This window comes from Desulfolutivibrio sulfodismutans DSM 3696, assembly GCF_013376455.1.
Classification (GTDB): Bacteria; Desulfobacterota; Desulfovibrionia; order Desulfovibrionales; family Desulfovibrionaceae; genus Desulfolutivibrio; species Desulfolutivibrio sulfodismutans.
This window is the reverse complement of record NZ_CP045504.1, coordinates 2,046,734-2,065,243: the sequence shown is the minus strand read 5'-3', so window position 1 is coordinate 2,065,243 and position 18,510 is coordinate 2,046,734. Positions and strand designations below refer to the sequence as shown.

The window sequence follows — 18,510 nt, the reverse complement described above, 5'->3', positions numbered from 1 at the left end:
GAGGATGCCGTGCCCCTTATGTCGGCCAGCGGAAGCTTCACCCGCTATAAAATCGTCGGTGACGTCCCGGACGCCGTGCTCCGGGAGCCCGTGGACATCCTCAAACACCACGCCTTCCAGGACATCGACGCCACGGCCGATGAGCGGTCTTTCGGCTGGGTGTCCTTCGAGGACATGCTGGACAACCGGTTCGCCTCGGCTCCGCCCCAGAAGGCCCACTATCTGCTCTTCGCCCTGCGTCTGGACACCCGGCGCATCTCGCCCGCCGTGTTCAAGAAGCATCTGCGCGTGGCCCTGGACGCCGAACGGCAGGCCGGGAAGGAAGACGGACGCAATTTCGTGACCAAGGACCGCAAGACCGAACTCGCCGAACAGGTCAAATTGCGGCTCATGGCCCGCAGCCTGCCCATCCCGGCCGTGTTCGACGTGGTGTGGAACGTGGACACCCACGATGTGTACCTCAATTCCACCAATTCCAAGGTGCAGGAGTTGTTCGAGGATCTGTTCACCCTGACCTTCGAGCTGCACCTGGAACGCATGACCCCGTCCTTTTTGGCGGCGCGCATCCTGGGCGAGGCCCGGACCAAGGAACTCGAGGACATCGAACCCAGCCCCTTCGCGGCTGGCGCATAGGACGAAAAGCGGCCTGCGGCGGCCAGGGGGGAAACTTTTTTGCAAAAAAGTTTCCCCCTGGACCCCCCTTCAAAAAACTCTGGCGCGCTTCGCGTCCGCGCTCGGGAGACATCACGTTCTCCGTACCACCTGGATTTCCGGCCGGTTTCTCCCGGCGCGACGCGCCGGGAGAAACCGGCCGGAGCCAGGGGGTACGGGGGAAATGATTTCCCCCGGGCGGGGTCCGGGGCGGCAGCCCCGGCGACAGGTCGGGGCGAGGGAGCAACATATGGATGTGAATACGGCGGCCCTGAAGGATGCCATCCTGGGGCAGGATTTTTTGACCTGGCTCTGGTTTCGCAGCGAGAAGAACGGCTGGCTGTTTCGCATGGCCGATGGCGGCGAGGTCAACGTCTATCTGGAGCAGAAGGTGTCCGTGCGCGGCGGCGAGGGCGACAACGTGGAGACGGCCGTGGTCAGCGGCCCGAACGCCGCGTTCGCCGAGGCCCGGGAAGGGCTCAAGGCCGGGAAGCGGGTGGACCGGGCTCTTTTGCGTCTGGAGCAGGACGGCAACACCTGGATGGTGCAGCTCAAGGCCGACGATTTGAGCCTCAACGCCCTGCGCACCCCCAAAATCGAGACCCGGGCGGCCGAGGGCGAAGACCCCGACGGCCCCATCCTGGAGAAGCTCTTTTTGGTCGAGAAGGGCATGGGGTTCGTGGAGGAGCTGTACGGCCAGTTTTTGGCGGCGCGGCTGGGTCCGGACTGGCGCGCCGAGTTGCGGGCCTTTGCGGACTGGCTGGGGGAAAAGGCCTGAGGCGGCCGCAGGCGAGCCGATATCTCGTGGGCAAAAAAAGGGGAGGCAGCGTTGCTGTCTCCCCTTTGTGCGTCTGTGACGGCAGGATGTTTAGAAGCGTTCGAATTCCTCGTCGCTGTCCGCGCTCATGTCGATGACCGCGCCCTTGCCGCCGGATTTGCCCTTGGCGGGCTTTTTCGGGGCATGGGAGGCGGCGGGCAGGGCCTTGGGGGCCTTGCGGCCGCGATGGGCCCCAGCGCCGTCCACCCGGAAAAAGGCGATGGTGGCCTGAAGCTGTTCGGCCTGGCTGGAGAGTTCCTCGGAGGTGGAGGCCATTTCTTCGGAAGCCGAGGCGTTTTGCTGCACCACCTGATCGAGCTGCTGGATGGCCTTGTTGATCTGTTCGGCCCCGGAGTTTTGCTCCTGGCTGGCGGCAGCGATTTCCTGGACCAGATCTGCGGTGCGTTTGATGTCCGGCACCATCTTGGTCAACATGCCTCCGGCCTGTTCGGCCACGCGCACGCTGGAAGAGGACAGTTCGCTGATCTCGGCGGCGGCCGCGCCGCTGCGTTCGGCCAGCTTTCTGACCTCGGCGGCCACCACGGCGAAGCCCTTGCCGTGCTCGCCGGCCCGGGCGGCCTCGATGGCGGCGTTTAAGGCCAGAAGGTTGGTCTGCCGGGCGATTTCCTCGATGATGGAGATCTTTTCGGCGATGTTTTTCATGGCCGTGACGGCCTGCATGACCGCCGAGCCGCCTTCCTCGGCGTCGGTTGCGGCCTTGAGGGCGATCTGCTGGGTCTGCTGGGCGTTGTCGGCGTTCTGGCGGATGTTGGAGGTCATCTCTTCCATGGAGGAGGAGATTTCCTCAACGTTGGCGGCCTGCTCCGTGGCCCCCTGGGACATGCTCTGGGCCGAGGAGGCCAGTTCCTCGCTGCCCGAGGCCACGTTTTCCGAGGCCGACTGCACTTCGGCCACCACCTCGCGCAGGCGGTCCACCATCTCGTTTAAGGCCGAGGCCAGGTTGCCGATCTCGTCCTTCTGGTCGATTTCAAGTTTTTTGGTGAAATCGCCCTGGGCCATGGCCCGGGCGAACTCCACGCCCATGATCACGGGCTTGGTGATGCCCCGGGTCAAAAAGATCGCCACGATGATGCCGATGGCCAGGGCCACGGCCAGTCCGATGATCATGATGGTCGAGGCTTGGCCCAGGTTCGCCACGGCGGTGTTGGATATCTCCTGGGTTTGGTCCAGGGCGGCGGCTGCCGTAGCCTGGGCCGCCTGACGCACCTCGGTCCCCGCCGCTTCGCGCTTTTTGGCGGTTTCGGCCAGGGCCTGGAAGTTGGCCTTGAACTCCTCCAGGGCCTTTTTGTAGGCGTCGGAGGACTCCCGGACGGCGTTAAGCTGCTTGACGTTGACCTCCTGGCGGGTCACGGCCCGCAGCTTGGAAAGCGGCTCGTCAATTTTGGCGAAGCTGGCCACGGCTAAATCCATAAGCGCCGTATCGCGCAGGGTCTGGGCCTTCCAGACGTTGATGCGCAGGGCGTTGTTGATGCCGATGACATCATTGATCCAGGTAATTTTTTGGGCGCGCTCCTTGAGCTTGTCCGGGGCGGCGCCATCGGCGATTTCTTTTTGCAGGGCCTCGTTTTGGGAGGCCAGGAAATCATCGCAGTTCTTCCCGAACGTCTCGGCGGCGGCCCCCATGGTAGCCAGGAGCTTCTCTCCGGTGGTGATCCCCGCATCCGTCGCCGTGGCCTGCTTGACGTAGTCCTCGAGCTTGGCCTTGGCGATGGCCGCGTTTTCCTTGAGCTTGACCAGCGCGGTATATTTTTCGGCATGGGCCGCCGCGTCGGCGATGTATTTCTTGACGAGGTCGAGTTCCTTGAGGCCCTCGGTCTTGAAGCTATCCGCGCCGGAAAAGGCATAGCCGCGCCAGGCGTACATGGCCAACTGGGCGTGGCGTTCCACGTCGTTGGCGATATATGCTTCCGGCACGTATTCCACGGCGAGCCTCGTGGCGTCCGTCTCCACGCCGCGCATGTTGACCACGGCCATGCCGCCCAGGACGCAGGCGATGGCGATGAGCAGGCCGAACCCTAGACCGATCTTCAATCCTAGTTTGATGTTTTTCATCGCACCCTCCCCTGGCTGGCTCGTCGTTTGGCGTAAGAACCCCGACCATCGCACCAGGAAACGTGTCTGGCGGGGCGGGAACCTTCAGCATGAGGCTGCATCTTACGGAGTTTTTGTTCACTTGCAATGATATTTTCCCCGGACTGGGCGGTTTGGATGTCGTAATATGCATCGAAAAACGAGGGTTGGGGGAAAGGCTGTTCGTTTTTGTCGCCACCGTGGGCCGCTGCACCATGAAACGCCGTGGGGAGAAGCATCTCGTGGTCTTCGGCGTCCCAGGCAGGGTGGGGGAACCGGAGGCGGGAGACTTGTAAGCCTCCTCCGGGGCAGGTACGACATCGGCGACGATCAATGCGACGATACGGAGGCCCTGGTGAAACTGGCGAGCGACATACGCGTGGCCGGGCGGCTGGCCCGGCGCGAACTGCGCGGCGGATTTTCCGGGATGCGGGTCTTTTTGGCCTGTCTGGCCCTGGGCGTGGCCGCCGTGTGCGGGGTGTTGAGCCTGTCCGCCGGACTCAGGGCCGGGCTGGCCGCAGACGCGGCCCTGCTCCTGGGCGGCGATGTGGAGGTCACCTCGCCGGGCGCGCCGCTTGATGCCGCTCCCCTGGCCCAGCTTGCCGCCGCCGGGAGGGTCTCGGGCATCGTCTCCATGCGGGCCATGGTCACGGCCGGGGTCGGCGGCGGGGGCCTGCGGCGCGCCCTGGTGTCGCTTCGGGCTGTGGACGACGCCTATCCCCTGGTCGGCGCGGTGGCGCTGTCCCCGGACATGCCCCTGACCCAGGCCCTGGCCGAAGAAGGCGGCCTGCCCGGGGCCGTGGCCGCGCCGGAGCTCATGTCCCGGCTGGGGCTGGCCGTGGGCGACACGGTACGTCTGGGACAGGCGAGCTACGCCATCCGGGCCGTCCTCGTGCGGGAGCCGGATCGCATGATGAGCTTTTGGGGGTTCGGGCCGCGTTTTGTGGTGGCCGAAAACAGTCTGGCGGCCACGGGGCTGGTGCAGCCGGGGAGCCTATTGCGCTACGCCTACAGGGTGGCCCTGGCCCCGGGGCGCGATCCTGCGGCCCTTGTCGCCGCGCTCGAGAGCGCCTTTCCCGGGGCCTCCTGGCGGGTGCGCCAGGCCTCGGGAGCCTCGCCGGGCCTGTCCGGATTTTTCGAACGCTTAACCGGCATCATGGGGCTGGTGGGGCTGTCCGCCCTGCTTTTGGGCGGGCTTGGCGTGGCCGGGGCCGTTCGCGGCCAGATCAACGCCCGGGCCACGTCCCTGGCGGCCATGCGCTCCGTGGGGGCCTCCTCCCGGGTGCTCTTTCTCGTCTGCCTGCTCCAGATCCTTTTCCTGGCCGCCCTGGGCATCGGCCTGGGGCTGGCCATGGGGGCGGGCGCGCCCTTTGCCGTGGCCCCGCTTCTGGGGGAGCTGTCGCCGGTGCGCATCGTCCCTGTTCTGTCGCCTGCCGCCCTGGGCACGGCCGCCGCCTTCGGGCTTCTGACCACGCTATTTTTCAGCCTGCCGCCCCTGTCCGCCGCCGGACGCATCTCGCCCCTGACGCTTTTTCGCGGCTACGGCGAGCTTCCCGCCGGCCGCCCGGGATGGGGCGTTTTGGCCGTGACGGCGGTCTGCGGCCTGGGCATCGCGGCCCTGGCCGTGGGGATTACCGGCGACCGGCGGCTGGGGCTGGGCTTTGTCGGCGCGGCCGTGCTGTCCGCCGTGGTCCTGCGGGGGGCGGGGTGGGCCTTGCTGCGCGGGCTGCACCTTTTCCCCCTGCCGCGCCATCCGCTTTTAGCCCTGGCCGTGTCGGGGCTGAGGCGGCCGGGCAACGCGGCGGCCGGGGTGGTGGCGGCGCTTGGGCTTGGGCTGACGGCGCTGTCGGCCATGGCCTTGGTGGACGCCAATTTCCGCGAACTGGTCACCCGGGAGCTGCCGGAAAAGGCCCCGGCCTATTTTTTCATCGACATCCAGCCCCACCAACTGGCCGCCTTCGAGGAGGCGGCGCGCCAAACGCCCGGGGTCACGGCCGTGCAGACCGCGCCCAACCTGCGCGGGCGCATCGTCAAGGTGCGCGGCATGGCGGCCGAGAAGGCCAATGTCGATCCGGACACGGCCTGGGTGGCCCGGGGGGACCGGGGCATGACCTTTTCCCGCACCCCGCCGGAGAATTCCGCCATCGTGGCCGGGGCCTTCTGGCCGCCGGACTATGCCGGGCCGCCCCTGGCCTCCATGGATGCCGAGGCCGCCGCAGGCTATGGGGTGCGCCTGGGCGACACCGTGACCATCAACGTCCAGGGCCGGGAGATCGACGTGACCGTGACCAGTTTTCGGCGCATCAACTGGCTGTCGCTCGGCATCAACTACGTTTTCGTGCTCTCGCCCGGGTCGCTCGACGGCCTGCCCCTGACCTATCTGGCCACGGCCTACACCGCGCCGGAGCCGCCGCGTCCGGACGGGGCGCCCAAGGCCGCCGACGAGGCCCTGTTTGCGGCCGTGTCCGCCGCCTTCCCCAACGTCACGGCGGTCAGCGTGGGCGAGACGCTCTCGGACATCACGGCCATCGCCGAGAAGATCGGCCTGGCCGTGACCGCCTCGGCCCTGGCCACGCTCGTGGCCGGAATCCTGGTCCTGGCCCAGACGCTCGGCGGGGCGCTGGCGGCGCGGTCGCGCGAGGCGGTGATTTTCAAGGTCTGCGGGGCCACGCGGGGGGACATGCTGACCATGCTGGTGGCCGAACATGCCGTGACCGGCGCGGCCGCCGGGCTGTCGGCGCTTTTCCTCGGCACGGCCTGCGCCGCGCTGTTCGTCATCGGCTATCTGAAGATGACCTGGCGCTTCACGGCCGGTCCGGCCCTTGTGACCATCGCCCTGGCCGCCGGACTCACCGTGCTTTTGAGCCTCGGGGGCACGGTGCGGCTTTTGGGCAAGAAGGCCTGGCCGTATCTGCGGAACGAGTAGGGGGGTGATGGGGAGGTGGGAAGCCTCCGGCGGCCAGGGGGAAACTTTTTTGCAAAAAAGTTTCCCCCTGGACCCCCTTCAAAAAACTCTGTCGCGCTTCGCGCCTGCCTTGCCAAATGGTGACAAATCTGCCAACACACCTTATATGAAACTGACACGGCCGGTTTCCTGGATCAAAGCTGCTCGCAAGGATTTCGAGACGTTCCCTTTGGATGTCCAGTCAGATATCCTGAGCGCTTTGACCATGGTGGCGGATGGCGTGACCCCGGGAGTGGCCAAGCCGCTCAAGGGCTTGGACGGCGGCGTCTTCGAACTGGCCCTGCGCCATCGGGGTGACGCTTTCCGTGCGGTCTATGCGTTGAAAATCGATTCGGACATTTGGGTGCTGCACGCGTTCCAGAAGAAATCGAAACACGGGATAAAAACGCCCCTGTCGGAGATCAACCTCATCCGGGAGCGTCTGCGGCGGCTTCAGGAGGCATTACGATGAACGATGATCTGGAACTTGTCAGGGGAAGCGGCAACGCCTTCCAGGATTTTGGACATGAGGGCGCAGGCCTTTTGCAGGCACGTGCGCTGCTGGCGGCCAGGATCGTCCGCACGCTGGATGATCGCGGGCTTTCCACCCGCGAGGCCGCGCGGCTGACGGGTATCGCCCATTCCGAATTTTCCCGCATCCGCAATGCCCGGTTGGCGCGGTTCTCCCTGGATCGCCTGATCACGATCCTGGGGCGGCTGGACACGACCGTGGAGGTGAACGTCACGTTCCGGAAGCGGCAGGCGGTCATTCGCGATGGCGCGCCTGCCTGAGCACGTAGCGTGCGTCTCGTTCGCAACCGATCCATCCCGACAGGCCTTCAGGCGTACCAGGATGTGCGCCTGAACCCGGCCCCCCCCGCAGCACGGCTCTTGATTCTGTCCGGCGAACCAGATACCCTAAATTCAGTCGTAATTTTTCCCCTGTGGAGGGCGCATGCAACTGCATTCGGATATCAAGCCCATCTCCTGGCTCAAGAACAATGCGAAGCAACTGATTGAAACCGTTGCCGAAACGGGCAATCCCATGGTCATCACCCAAAACGGCGAGGCCAAGGCCGTGGTGATGAACGTCAAGGCCTACGACCAGATGCAGGAAAGTCTGGCGCTCTTGCGCATGCTGGCGGACAGCGCGCGTGATGTGGAGGCTGGGCAGGTTCGCGATGCGGACGCGGTCTTTGCCGACATCCGTACGATGATCGCGGAGAAGCGCGATGGCCGGGGATGACGCGGCCTGGGCGGTCGGGTTCACCCGCCGCGCGGAAGAAGACCTGCGGGGTATCTTCGCGTTTCTGTCTGAAAACGACGGCCCGGACATCGCCGAGGCGATTCTTGAAAAATTCGTCAGGGCGCGCGACAGCCTGAAGGAGCTTCCCGACCGGGGGCGTATCCCGCCGGAATTGCAGCGGGTCAACATCCTCTCCTATCGGGAAATCCAGGTCGCGCCGTACCGGGTCATCTACCAGGTCAACAAGGCGGCCCGCGAAGTGTACATCCATGTCGTGGCCGACGGGCGGCGCAACTTCACCGAGCTCTTGCGGGAGCGGCTGCTCATGCCGCCTGTTTCGGGGTGAAACGCGGCGGAGGGATTGAAAGGTTCTCCACGGCTGCGCCGGGGAACGGCATGGGGGGCTGTCGTCGTGCGGCGATTTATGGAGGCCGAGTTCCCTCAAGGAGCCCGTAGCGGAGAGGAGATGGAAGCAGGCTGATCGCTACCCTGCCGGGGACGGCGGTGTCAGGCAAATACTATCTCTGTACCGTTTGTTGAAGCTGGATTCATGCAGATAAGGTAATGATATGTCTCTCTTTGTATCTACCCTTCTCAATCCGATCTTTCCGATTTGCGCGGTCCTGCTTGTCGGGATTTTCTTTGCCAAGTGCAAACTATTTGATTCCGCCAATGCGCAGGCAATCAATAAATTCGTCTTCTATGTGGGCATGCCCGCGTTACTGTTCGGACTGCTGACCAACACTGATTTCAGCAATATGAGCATGCGCCTGCCACTCGTGTATCTTCTTTGCGAAGCTATTATATTTTTCTGCGGCACTATGATATGTCGATATTTTCTCAAACGTAGTTTTGAAGAATCGTTGCTTCTCGCTATGGCTGCATGCTTTGTGAACCACGCCTTCTTTGTTCTTCCGATTGCGAACATTTTATACGGAAAAAAAGCTGCTGAACTCATTACCTTTATCATTGTCGATGATACAATTGTTCTTTTTGGCGGCATGACCGTTGTGATGGAGCTGCTCCGTAATCGCCAAGAAAGTTATCTCAATACAGCAAAAAAGCTGATCACCAACCCGATTGTCATCACCATATGCATGGGTTGTCTTGTCAACTTCTTTCATATAGACTTACATGATGGATTTCATACGTATACTGATTTTGTGGGCAAAGCGGCTGCACCAACCTCCATGTTCGCGCTCGGCATCATAATTGCTGCCAATATCAAGAAACGCATTGATGTCTGCGCGTTATCCATCATGTCTTTAAAACTGATTCTTTTTCCAGTGTTGATCTGGACCGCCATTCTATGGATCCCTCTTCCTGAAGGCGTTTCAAAGGATACGCTGATGTTAACCAGCGCTGGTCCTTGCGGAGCCATGCCGTTTGTCCTGGCGGTCCAATATCGCGTCAATCCAGACAGTATCGGTTTGGCCATTGTCTATTCCACTCTACTCTCCCTGCTCACACTGGCTCTGGTCAGTTAGCAAATCCTTCGGTTGGAAAATCTCCGACAAGCGGGGGAAACCTTTCCTCACTCGAACCACCTGCGTCGTGTTCCCACGCCGCCCGACGTAGAAATCCCCCAGACCGAAATGCCCGACTCAATTTCATCTGCCCTACGCATCTAGTTTTCTGTGTACCTTCCCCCATCTCCCCCCCAAACACTTCGACCGCATTCCCAGGCGCTTTGCGCCAGAGAGATGCGGCCGATATCAGGGGGTTCCGGGGGAAATGATTTCCCCCGGGCGGGGTCCGGGGCAGCCGCCCCGGCTCTTTCTTTTTACACGAACGCAAGCCCTCCATCCCGTTCATCCACGGCCACGTCCTGCCCATCCGCCACATCCCCGGCGATGAGCGCCCGGGCCAGCGGCGTCTCCACATGGGCCTGGAGGTAGCGCCGAAGCGGCCTGGCCCCATAGACCGGGTCATAGGCCGCCTCCACGATATGGGCCTTGGCCGCGTCGGTCAGCGTCAGGCTGATCTTGCGTTCGGCCAGCCGGGCCCGCAGCCCGGACATGAGCAGCTCGATGATCTTGCCGATCTGGTCCCGCAGAAGCGGCTTAAAGAGCACGATCTCGTCCACCCGGTTCAGGAACTCCGGCCGGAAATGGCCGCGCAGAATCTCCATGACCCGCTCGGGCACGCCCGGCTCGAAGTCGCCGTCCGGGCGGATGCCGTCGAGCAGGATGTTCGAGCCCAGGTTCGAGGTCATGATGATGATGGTGTTCTTGAAATCCACGGTGCGGCCGTGCGAATCCGTCAAACGGCCGTCGTCGAGGATCTGCAACAGCACGTTGAACACGTCGCCGTGGGCCTTTTCGATCTCGTCGAAAAGCACAACGCTATAGGGCTTTCTGCGCACGGCCTCGGTGAGCTGGCCGCCCTCGTCGTAGCCGATGTAGCCCGGAGGCGCGCCGATAAGCCGGGCCACGGTGTGCCGTTCCATGTATTCGGACATGTCCAGGCGCACCATGTTCTCCTCGGTGTCGAAGAGCGCCGCTGCCAGGGTCTTGCACAGCTCGGTCTTGCCCACACCCGTGGGCCCCAGGAAGATGAACGAGCCGATGGGCCGGTTGGGGTCTTTGAGCCCGGCCCGGGCGCGCAGCACCGCGTCGGACACGGCCGTCACGGCCTGATCCTGGCCGATGACCCGTTCGTGCAGCTTTTCGGCCAGATGCAGGAGCTTTTCGCGTTCGGTCTCAAGCAGGCGCGTGACCGGGATGCCTGTCCAGCGGGCGATGACCGAGGCCACGTCGTCCGGGCCGACCTCCTCGCGGATCATGCGCGCCACGCCGGACTTGGCCCCCATGCGCTCCTCGCGTTCGGCAAGCTCCCGCTCCAGGGTGGCCAGGGTGGAATATTTCAGCTCGGCGGCGCGGTTTAAGTCATAGTTGCGTTCGGCTTCTTCGACCAGAAGCCGGGTGCGCTCAATCTCGCTCTTGATGCGCCGGATGTCCTCCACGGCGGATTTTTCCTTGTCCCACTGGGCCAGCGACGCGGCCTGTCCCTCCTTGAGGTCGGCCAGCTCCTTTTCCAGCTTGGCCAGCCGCTCCTTGGAGGCCTTGTCCGTCTCCTTGCGCAGCGCCTCGCGTTCGATCTCCAGGCGCATGATCTCCCGCTTGGCCTGATCCAGTTCGGCGGGCAGGGAGTCGATCTCGGTGCGGATCATGGCCGCGGCCTCGTCGATGAGGTCGATGGCCTTGTCCGGCAACTGCCGGTCGGGCAGGTAGCGGCTGGAGAGCACGGCGGCCTCGACAATGGACGAGTCGCTGATGCGCACGCCGTGATGCACCTCGAAGCGTTCTTTCAGGCCGCGCAGGATGGAGATGGTGTCCTCCACGGTCGGCTCGTCCACCACCACGGGCTGGAAGCGCCGTTCCAGGGCCGGGTCTTTTTCGATGTACTTGCGGTATTCGTCCAGCGTGGTGGCCCCGATGCAGTGCAGTTCGCCCCGGGCCAGCATGGGCTTTAAGAGGTTCCCGGCGTCCATGGAGCCCTCGGTCTTGCCCGCGCCCACGATGGTGTGCAGCTCGTCGATGAAAAGCAGGATGCGGCCTTCGGACTGCTGCACCTCCTTGAGCACGGCCTTCAGGCGTTCCTCGAACTCGCCCCGGTACTTGGCCCCGGCGATCAGCGCGCCCATGTCCAGGGCGTAGATGGTCTTTTCCTTTAAGCCCTCGGGCACGTCCTTTTTGACGATGCGCCCGGCCAGGCCCTCCACGATGGCGGTCTTGCCCACGCCCGCCTCGCCGATGAGCACGGGGTTGTTCTTGGTGCGCCTGGACAGGATGCGGATGACCCGGCGTATCTCCTCGTCGCGGCCGATGACCGGATCGAGCTTGCCCTTTTTGGCCTCCTCCACCAGGTCGCGGCCGTATTTTTGGAGGGCCTCGTAGGTGGCCTCGGGATCGGCCGAGGTCACCCGCTGGCCGCCGCGAACAGCGGTCAGGGCGGTGAGGATCTTGTTTTTGTCCACGCCGAAGGCGGCGTTGATCCGGCCGATGATCGTGCTGGGCGGTTCGTCGAGAAGGGCCAGGAAGACGTGCTCCACGCTGACGTATTCGTCTTTGAGGCTCTTGGCCAGATCCTGGGCCCGGACCAGGACTTCGTTTAGGCGCGGGGTGACGTAGATGGATCCGGGGCTTGAGCCCGGGCCGCTGACCCGGGGCTGGCGGGACAGCTCCTCTTCGAGCTTTGCGGTGTAGGAACCGGCGTCGTAGCCGGCCTTTTCCAGAAGCCTGGGCACAAGGCCCTGGTCCTGCTGCAAAAGGGCCAGGAGCAGATGCTCGGCGTCCACCTGCTGATGCCCCAGGCGCACGGCTGCGGCCTGGGCCTCGGAAAGGGCCTGCTGGGATTTTTGGGTGAAGGCGTTCATATCCATATTCGATTGCTCCTTTCAGAAAGATTCTGTCCGGCATGGCCGGGACGGCTCTCCCTTCCGGTCACAACAGACGGTCCAGCTCGCGCACCTTGTTTTCCAGATATTCGATGCGCTCCAAGAGATCGACGATGATGCTTGCGCCGAGAAGCGGCAGTTCGAAATCGCGCACAATGCGGTCCAGCTTGCGCAGGCGGTAGATGTCCCCGGGCTTGAAGAGAAACGACTCGTCCCGGATGATCACCGGCGTGATCCAGCCCAGGTCGATGAGTTCGCCCAGGGTGGAGGGGTGCAGGCCGGTCAGCTCGATGACCTCGGTCCAGGTGATGTGCCCCGAGCGCGCAGGCGCCGCGGCGTGTATGACGTGCGTGATGTCCATGGCGTCTCCGGGGGCCTAGAAGGTTCTGGGCGAAAAGGTCGAGGCCTTGGCCAGCTTTTCCCACAGCTTGCGCTCCTGATCCGTGGGTGCGGCCGGAACCTGGATCATGATCCGCACCAGTTGGTCGGCCCGGGTCTTGCCGCACAGCCCCTTGCCGGGGATGCGCAGCTTTTTGCCGCTGCCCATGCCCGGCGGGATGTTCAGATCGACATGCCCGTCCAGGGTGGGCACCCGCACCGTGGCCCCAAGCGCCGCCTCCCACGGGGTCAGGGGCAGATCCAGGACCACGTTGTGTTCTTCGAGCTTGAAAAGGGCATGGGGCAGGATGCGTACCTTGAGGTACAGATCCCCGGCCCGGCCGCCTCCCGTGCCCGGACTCCCCTGGCCCGACAGGCGGATCTTGGCCCCTTCGCGCACCCCGCACGGGATGTTTACGCTTAGGGTCTTGGTCTGCATGGCCGGGGAACCGTCGGGGCGGATGGTCTGCTCCTGAAGGCTGATGGCCTTGGAGCCGCCCTGGTAGGCCTCCTCCAGGGTCAGGTCCAGGGTGGCGGTGACGTCCTGGCCCCGGGCCGGGCCGCGCGCGGCCCCGCGCGAAAACCCGCTAAAGCCGCCCCCGCCTCCGGAAAAGCCCGAGGCGTCGTGAAACCGCGCCCCGCCCCCGGCCGCGCCGCCGAAAAGGGTCTCGAAGAAGTCGCTGAATGATCCGGCGTCGAACTGCTGGCCTCCGGGGCCGCCCGCGCCGCCGAAATGGAAGTGGGCGTTCCCGTATCCCGGCGGCGGCTGGAAGTTCTGGCCGTCCTTCCAGTTGGGGCCCAGGGAATCGTAGAGCTTGCGCTTTTCGGGGTCTTTCAAGACCTCGTAGGCCTCGTTGATTTCCTTGAAATTCTTCTCCGCGTCGGGGTTGTTGGGGTTGAGGTCGGGGTGGTGCTTGCGGGCAAGCTTTTTGAACGCCTTGGAGAGCTCCTCCTGGCTGGCGGCCTTGGTCACGCCCAGAAGCTTGTAATAGTCTTTGTATTCCACGCTCATGGCGGCTGCGTCTCCCCTTTTTTTCCGGCCGTGTGTCCCGGCAAGTTTACATAATAAGGCTGGCCGAAATTCCGTCAAGCATATCAAACGATTTCCCGTCCTCGCGGCCGGGATCGGCCCATGCTGGCGCGATACTACACCTGGCCGGGGTTCTTCACCAGATGTTCCCTGGCGGGGCGGCGGCAGGGGGGAGCGGCGCGAGCCATCCGGAACGGGCGTCACCGTACAGCGGATACGGAGGCCGCACTCCGGGTGGTTAGCCCTCTCCCGGGGGGGCTCAAGCCGAGCTGCGGCGGCCGGGACTGGACCGGACGCGAGTCCGGCGGGGAGCGTGCCAACACGGGGGTTGGCGTGGCCTGCCGACGGGTTGCGGCGCAAGCATTGCCCCCGGCCCCATCCCCGGGTAGACTGGCGGCAGACCATTTTCCTGGAGGCCACATGAAACGCAGAGGAAGCGGCATCCTGCTCCATATCACGTCCCTGCCGTCGCGGTTCGGCGTGGGGGACTTCGGCCCGGCCAGCCGCCGGTTCATCGATTTTTGCGCCAGGTCGGCCCAGTCCTACTGGCAGATTTTGCCGCTGACCCCCACCTCGACGTTTATCGGCAACTCGCCCTACAGCGGCGATTCGGCCTTTGCCCTAAATCCCGTGCTGATAAGCCCGGAGAAGATGGTGGAGGACGGCTACCTGGAGCCTGGCGAGATCGAGGGGTTCGTCCAGGACGATCCGATGACGGCCGACTACGACCGGGCCGAGGCCTTCAAGATGGGGCTTTTGCGCCTGGCCTTCGAGAGATGCCGGGAAGGGCTTGAGGGCGACCCGTGGTTTGCGGCGTTTTTGGCCGAAAACGCCTTCTGGCTGGAGGAATACGCGCTTTTTCGGGCCATCAAGGACACCCGCGGCGGCCAGGAATGGACGGGCTGGCCCCGGGAGCTGCGGACCCGGGAGGCCGCGGCCCTGGCCGACGTGCGCCGGGAGCGGGCCGAGGCCATGGGCTTCGTGACCTTTGTGCAGTATCTTTTGGCCCGGCAGTGGCAGGACGTGCGCCGCTACGCAGCGGACAACAACATCCTGATCATCGGCGACGCCCCCATCTACGTGACCCAGGACAGCGCCGACGTGTGGTCCAACCAGGGGCTTTTCCGGCTTGATGCCGAGGGGCAGCCCCTGTTCGTGGCCGGGGTGCCGCCGGACTATTTCAGCGCCACGGGGCAGCGGTGGGGAAATCCCGTGTACGACTGGCCCGCCCATGAGGCCACCCGGTTCGCCTGGTGGACGAAACGTCTGGGCCACGCCTTTAGGCTCTACGACTTCATCCGCCTGGACCATTTCCGGGGGTTCGAGGCCTATTGGGAGATTCCGGCCGAGGAGACGACGGCGGTCAACGGCCAGTGGGTCAAGGCCCCGGGCATGGCCCTTTTTCGGGAGCTTTTGCACCGCTTCCCGACCCTGCCGATCATCGCCGAGGATCTGGGGGTCATCACCGCCGAGGTGCGCGAACTCAAGGACCGCTTCGAATTCCCGGGCATGAAGATCCTGCAGTTCGCCTTTGGCCCGGAGATCGCGGAAAACCGCGACGCGCCGCACAACCATGAGGCGTCAAGCGTGGTCTATACCGGCACCCACGACAACACCACCACCCGGGCCTGGTTCGAGTCCGAGGCCGGGGAGGAGGGCCGCCGCGTTCTTTTCGACTATCTGGGTCGGGAGTTCGGCGCCCTGGAGGCCCCCTGGATCCTGATCCGGCAGGCCATGATGAGTGTGGCCAACACGGCCATCCTGCCCATGCAGGACATCCTGTCCCTGGGCGAGGAGGCGCGCATGAACAAGCCGTCCGTGGCCAAGGGCAACTGGTCCTGGCGGGTGGACGAACAACGCCTGACCGACGGTCTGGCGGCGTTTCTGGCCTACGTGACGGGGCTGTACGGACGAAATCACTGACGCTCGTGCCGCGCTCGGAAAATCAGTCCGCAGTACATTGAGGTCATGGCCTCGGAAAAACCCGAATCTTGGTTTTCAGACACATAAAACATATGTGAATTTATGAAACACCACGCCAGGAGAACGACATTTTACGAGGCCTTTGTTGTCTCGTAAGGAGTTCCTACATTGGACATCCCACGCATCTTTACCATCACCGAAAGTGCTCATCGCATCCATAACCCGTTTACGCCGGAAAAGCTCGCCACACTCGGCGCGGCGTTGCGCCTGGAGTCGGGGACTCGTGTGCTCGACCTCGGCAGCGGTTCGGGCGAGATGCTGTGCACCTGGGCACGCGATTACGGGATCGTCGGCGTCGGCGTCGACATGAGCCAGTTGTTCACCGAGCAAGCAAAACTCCGCGCGAAAGAACTCGGCGTCGCCGATCGGGTCGAGTTCATCCATGGCGACGCTGTCGGCTACGTCGCTGACGAAAAGGTTGGTGTGGCGGCCTGTCTCGGCGCAACATGGATCGGTGGGGGAGTCTCCGGCACCATCGAGCTTTTGGCGAAGAGCCTTGATGCCAACGGAATCATCCTCATCGGCGAGCCCTACTGGCGGCAGTTCCCTTCGACGGAAGACGTCGCCAAGGGATGCCTTGCCGATTCCATTTCCGATTTTCTCATGCTTCCGGAACTTCTCGCGTCTTTCGACGACCTTGACTACGATGTTGTGGAAATGGTTCTGGCCGACCAAGATGGCTGGGATAGGTATGAGGCGGCCAAATGGCTCACCATGCGCCGATGGCTTGAAGCGAATCCCGACGACGACTTCGCGAAAGAGGTTCGGGCCAAACTGACCGTGGAGCCAAAACGCTACGCCGCGTACTCGCGTGAATTCCTTGGATGGGGCGTATTTGCGCTGATGGCGCGGTGATGTGAGGCCGCTTTGATATCCGGCGGAGTGTCACCGCCTGGGGCGGCGGAGCGACACGCGGAGGCTGGTTGACGTGTGCGTTTCTGTTGAATGACGGAACATTCTTAAACAAATGCATTCTCCCGCCGGATACTGTAAAGAAGCGATCTCCCGCAACCGAGCGGACGCTCCGGTTTCATGGGACAATGTCACGCTGAATAAAATGAACAAACTGTTTCAAAGAGATGCCCGACAGGGGCGCTGTCCATGACGCACGACCCCTATGCCCGCATGGCCCCGATCTACGATCTGGTCACCGCGCCGTTTCTTGACCCCATGCGCCGGGCCGTGTGCCGTCTGGCGCAGGACGTCGGGGCGCGGCGGGCCGTGGACCTGTGCTGCGGCACGGGACGCCAGGCTTGGATGCTGGCCGCCATGGGCGTTGACACGCTGGGCGTGGACCTGTCGCCATCCATGCTGGCCCGGGCTGATCGGCCGCCGGGGGGACGGATGGTCCCTGGCGGCGCTGGGCCGCGCTTTGCGCGTATGGATGCGACCAGCCTGGAGGTTCCCGAGGCGTCTTTTGATTTGGCGGTGGTGGCCCTGTCCCTGCACGAGATGCCCTGGGACGAGGCTGTGCGCCTGTTTTCCGAGATGCGGCGGGTGGTGCGGCCAGGCGGGCTGGTGATGGTGGCGGACTACGTTTCCCCCGGGACGGGCCTGGCCCGGGCGGCCCGGATGGGGGTGCTCGCGGCTGAATGGTCGGCCGGGGCGAGGCATTTCGGGAATTATCGGAAATTCATGGTCCGGGGCGGACTGCCGGGATTTTTGGACGCGGTGTGCCGGGAATGCGGGGTGCGTCTTGTCCACCGCTTTTTGTTCGGCAACGCGGCCCTGGCGGTCATGGACCGGTCGGCGTCTGTTCCGGGGTAAGCGCGCCCACCGGATTGGGATGTTCGCGCACGATGCGCCAGAAAAACTGCTCCCGGCGCAGCGCCAGTTCCTGATCCATCAGGATGCTCACGGGCCGCCCCTGGTCCGTGTAGGACAGGCGCAAGAGCGCCTTTACCGTGGCCGTCTCGCCTTTGACCTCTACCTGCAGGGGTTTTTGCAGCTCAAGCACAAGTCCGGCCCGGGCCTGCTCCTTGAGGATGTAGGCCAGATTCTCGGCCAGATCCTTTTTGCGAAGCACCTTGTGGTCGTGGACCAGCCGGGCGACCATGCGGGCGTCGGTGGCGTAGAGGCGCAGGATGGCCTTTTCGTCCCCGGCGTTCCAGACCTTGACGTAGGTCTCAAGCAGGGTGGCGATGCTTTTTTCGTCGGCCGACCCGTAGCGCGGCGCAGGAGGCGGCGAGGGCGCGCAGGCCAGAAGCACAAGCGCCGCCGCCAGTCCGAAAAGTGCCGGTCTCATGTCCCCTCCCCGAAAAGGGTCTCCATCAGTTCCCGGGCGTCGTCGGCGGTGTGGTCGGCCCCGGCCCGGCCAAGCTCCTCCCGGGACACCCGCCCGCTGGCCACCCCGGCCGTGCGCGTCCCGGCCAGACGGCCGGTCTCCACATCCAGGGGATGGTCCCCCACCATGAGCGCCTCTCCGGGCGGCACACGCAAGATGTCCAGGGCCGCCAACAGGTGGCCGGGATCGGGCTTGACCCGGGGCACGGCCTCCCGAGCCAGCACCGCCCGGCAATAGTCGGCCGCGTCGGGAAAGACCATGGCCACGGCGGCGGCGCAGTTGCGGGTGATGATGGCCGTGCCCACCCCGCGCCTGGAGAGTTGCGCCAGCATGTCCCGGGTGAAGGGGAAAAGTCCACCCTGCGCGGCGGCCTCGACCTCCAAGGCCTGGACATCGGCATGGGCGGCGAGAAAAAACGCCGATCCGTCTCCCGGGGAAACGGTCTCCACCTCACGACGCAGGGCATCGATCCATTCCAGGGCGGGCAATCCGTCGGGTTCGGGGCGCATGGGCAGCCATTTGGCGGCGATATCCGCCACCCGCCGCTTCATGGCCTCGAAGTCGATCACCAGGTGGGCCAGGGTGCCGTCGAAATCGAACACCACGGCGTTGATTTTCCTCTGTCTTTGCGGCACGCAGTCATCCATGTGGCGTTTGTGTGGCCCGCCCGCCGTCGTCGTGCGGCCG

General features: G+C 64.2%; 17 protein-coding genes. 11 read left to right on the top strand and 6 right to left on the bottom strand.

Annotation, left to right across the window (positions count from 1 at the left end):
- Positions 1-9: 9 nt before the first annotated feature.
- Together GD606_RS09750 and GD606_RS09745 are read left to right on the top strand one after the other, a co-directional pair.
- Positions 10-633 carry a recombination-associated protein RdgC gene (locus GD606_RS09750; RefSeq protein ID WP_163303544.1) on the top strand — a complete coding sequence of 208 codons (624 nt, stop codon included), beginning with the start codon at positions 10-12 and terminating at the stop codon, positions 631-633.
- 268 nt (positions 634-901) lie between these two features.
- Positions 902-1,429 carry a hypothetical protein gene (locus GD606_RS09745; protein ID WP_163303541.1) on the top strand — a complete coding sequence of 176 codons (528 nt, stop codon included), beginning with the start codon at positions 902-904 and terminating at the stop codon, positions 1,427-1,429.
- Between the two features lie 90 nt (positions 1,430-1,519).
- Here the strand turns inward: GD606_RS09745 and GD606_RS09740 are convergent, their stop codons facing one another.
- The gene (locus GD606_RS09740; protein ID WP_163303542.1) at positions 1,520-3,541 is read right to left on the bottom strand and encodes a methyl-accepting chemotaxis protein; all 2,022 of its coding nucleotides are present in this window, start codon (positions 3,539-3,541) and stop codon (positions 1,520-1,522) included.
- A gap of 373 nt (positions 3,542-3,914) precedes the next feature.
- Here GD606_RS09740 and GD606_RS09735 point away from each other — a divergent pair, with 373 nt between their 5' ends.
- From GD606_RS09735 to GD606_RS09710, 6 genes are all read left to right on the top strand, one after another.
- Complete coding sequence (locus tag GD606_RS09735; RefSeq protein ID WP_163303543.1) at positions 3,915-6,485, top strand: ABC transporter permease; 2,571 nt, start codon at positions 3,915-3,917, stop codon at positions 6,483-6,485.
- A 49-nt stretch (positions 6,486-6,534) separates the two neighbouring features.
- On the top strand, positions 6,535-6,975 hold the full coding sequence (locus GD606_RS09730; RefSeq protein WP_246299044.1) for a type II toxin-antitoxin system RelE/ParE family toxin: 441 nt from the start codon (positions 6,535-6,537) through the stop codon (positions 6,973-6,975).
- A complete protein-coding gene (locus GD606_RS09725; protein ID WP_163302122.1) occupies positions 6,972-7,295 on the top strand; it encodes a helix-turn-helix domain-containing protein in 324 nt (107 codons plus the stop codon). The genes GD606_RS09730 and GD606_RS09725 overlap by 4 nt, the downstream gene beginning before the upstream one ends.
- A 163-nt stretch (positions 7,296-7,458) precedes the next feature.
- Positions 7,459-7,749 (top strand): type II toxin-antitoxin system Phd/YefM family antitoxin, encoded by a 291-nt coding sequence (locus GD606_RS09720; RefSeq protein ID WP_163302121.1) that lies wholly within the window; start codon positions 7,459-7,461, stop codon positions 7,747-7,749.
- Entirely contained in the window at positions 7,736-8,095 is a 360-nt protein-coding gene (locus GD606_RS09715; RefSeq protein ID WP_163302120.1) for a type II toxin-antitoxin system RelE/ParE family toxin, read from the top strand. The genes GD606_RS09720 and GD606_RS09715 overlap by 14 nt, the downstream gene beginning before the upstream one ends.
- Positions 8,096-8,318: 223 nt before the next feature.
- Positions 8,319-9,236 carry an AEC family transporter gene (locus GD606_RS09710; RefSeq protein WP_163302119.1) on the top strand — a complete coding sequence of 306 codons (918 nt, stop codon included), beginning with the start codon at positions 8,319-8,321 and terminating at the stop codon, positions 9,234-9,236.
- A gap of 296 nt (positions 9,237-9,532) precedes the next feature.
- Here the strand turns inward: GD606_RS09710 and clpB are convergent, their stop codons facing one another.
- The 3 genes from clpB to GD606_RS09695 form a co-directional block, all read right to left on the bottom strand.
- The gene (gene clpB / locus GD606_RS09705; RefSeq protein WP_163302118.1) at positions 9,533-12,133 is read right to left on the bottom strand and encodes an ATP-dependent chaperone ClpB; all 2,601 of its coding nucleotides are present in this window, start codon (positions 12,131-12,133) and stop codon (positions 9,533-9,535) included.
- Positions 12,134-12,194: 61 nt separating this feature from the next.
- Complete coding sequence (locus GD606_RS09700) at positions 12,195-12,509, bottom strand: chaperone modulator CbpM (protein WP_163302117.1); 315 nt, start codon at positions 12,507-12,509, stop codon at positions 12,195-12,197.
- A gap of 15 nt (positions 12,510-12,524) precedes the next feature.
- The gene (locus tag GD606_RS09695; protein ID WP_163302116.1) at positions 12,525-13,538 is read right to left on the bottom strand and encodes a DnaJ C-terminal domain-containing protein; all 1,014 of its coding nucleotides are present in this window, start codon (positions 13,536-13,538) and stop codon (positions 12,525-12,527) included.
- A 438-nt stretch (positions 13,539-13,976) separates the two neighbouring features.
- On the opposite strand from GD606_RS09695, the gene malQ reads away from it, so the two are divergent.
- From malQ to GD606_RS09680, 3 genes are all read left to right on the top strand, one after another.
- On the top strand, positions 13,977-15,479 hold the full coding sequence (malQ, locus tag GD606_RS09690) for a 4-alpha-glucanotransferase (protein ID WP_163302115.1): 1,503 nt from the start codon (positions 13,977-13,979) through the stop codon (positions 15,477-15,479).
- A gap of 168 nt (positions 15,480-15,647) precedes the next feature.
- Positions 15,648-16,394 carry an SAM-dependent methyltransferase gene (locus tag GD606_RS09685; protein WP_163302114.1) on the top strand — a complete coding sequence of 249 codons (747 nt, stop codon included), beginning with the start codon at positions 15,648-15,650 and terminating at the stop codon, positions 16,392-16,394.
- A gap of 246 nt (positions 16,395-16,640) precedes the next feature.
- Positions 16,641-17,306 carry a class I SAM-dependent methyltransferase gene (locus GD606_RS09680; RefSeq protein WP_163302113.1) on the top strand — a complete coding sequence of 222 codons (666 nt, stop codon included), beginning with the start codon at positions 16,641-16,643 and terminating at the stop codon, positions 17,304-17,306.
- Here the strand turns inward: GD606_RS09680 and GD606_RS09675 are convergent.
- Together GD606_RS09675 and GD606_RS09670 are read right to left on the bottom strand one after the other, a co-directional pair.
- Positions 17,275-17,784 carry a YybH family protein gene (locus GD606_RS09675; RefSeq protein WP_163302112.1) on the bottom strand — a complete coding sequence of 170 codons (510 nt, stop codon included), beginning with the start codon at positions 17,782-17,784 and terminating at the stop codon, positions 17,275-17,277. The two genes, GD606_RS09680 and GD606_RS09675, sit on opposite strands and share 32 nt — an antisense overlap.
- A complete protein-coding gene (locus GD606_RS09670) occupies positions 17,781-18,458 on the bottom strand; it encodes an HAD family hydrolase (RefSeq protein ID WP_246299042.1) in 678 nt (225 codons plus the stop codon). Before GD606_RS09670 ends, GD606_RS09675 begins: the two co-directional genes overlap by 4 nt.
- Between the last annotated feature and the right edge of the window lie 52 nt (positions 18,459-18,510).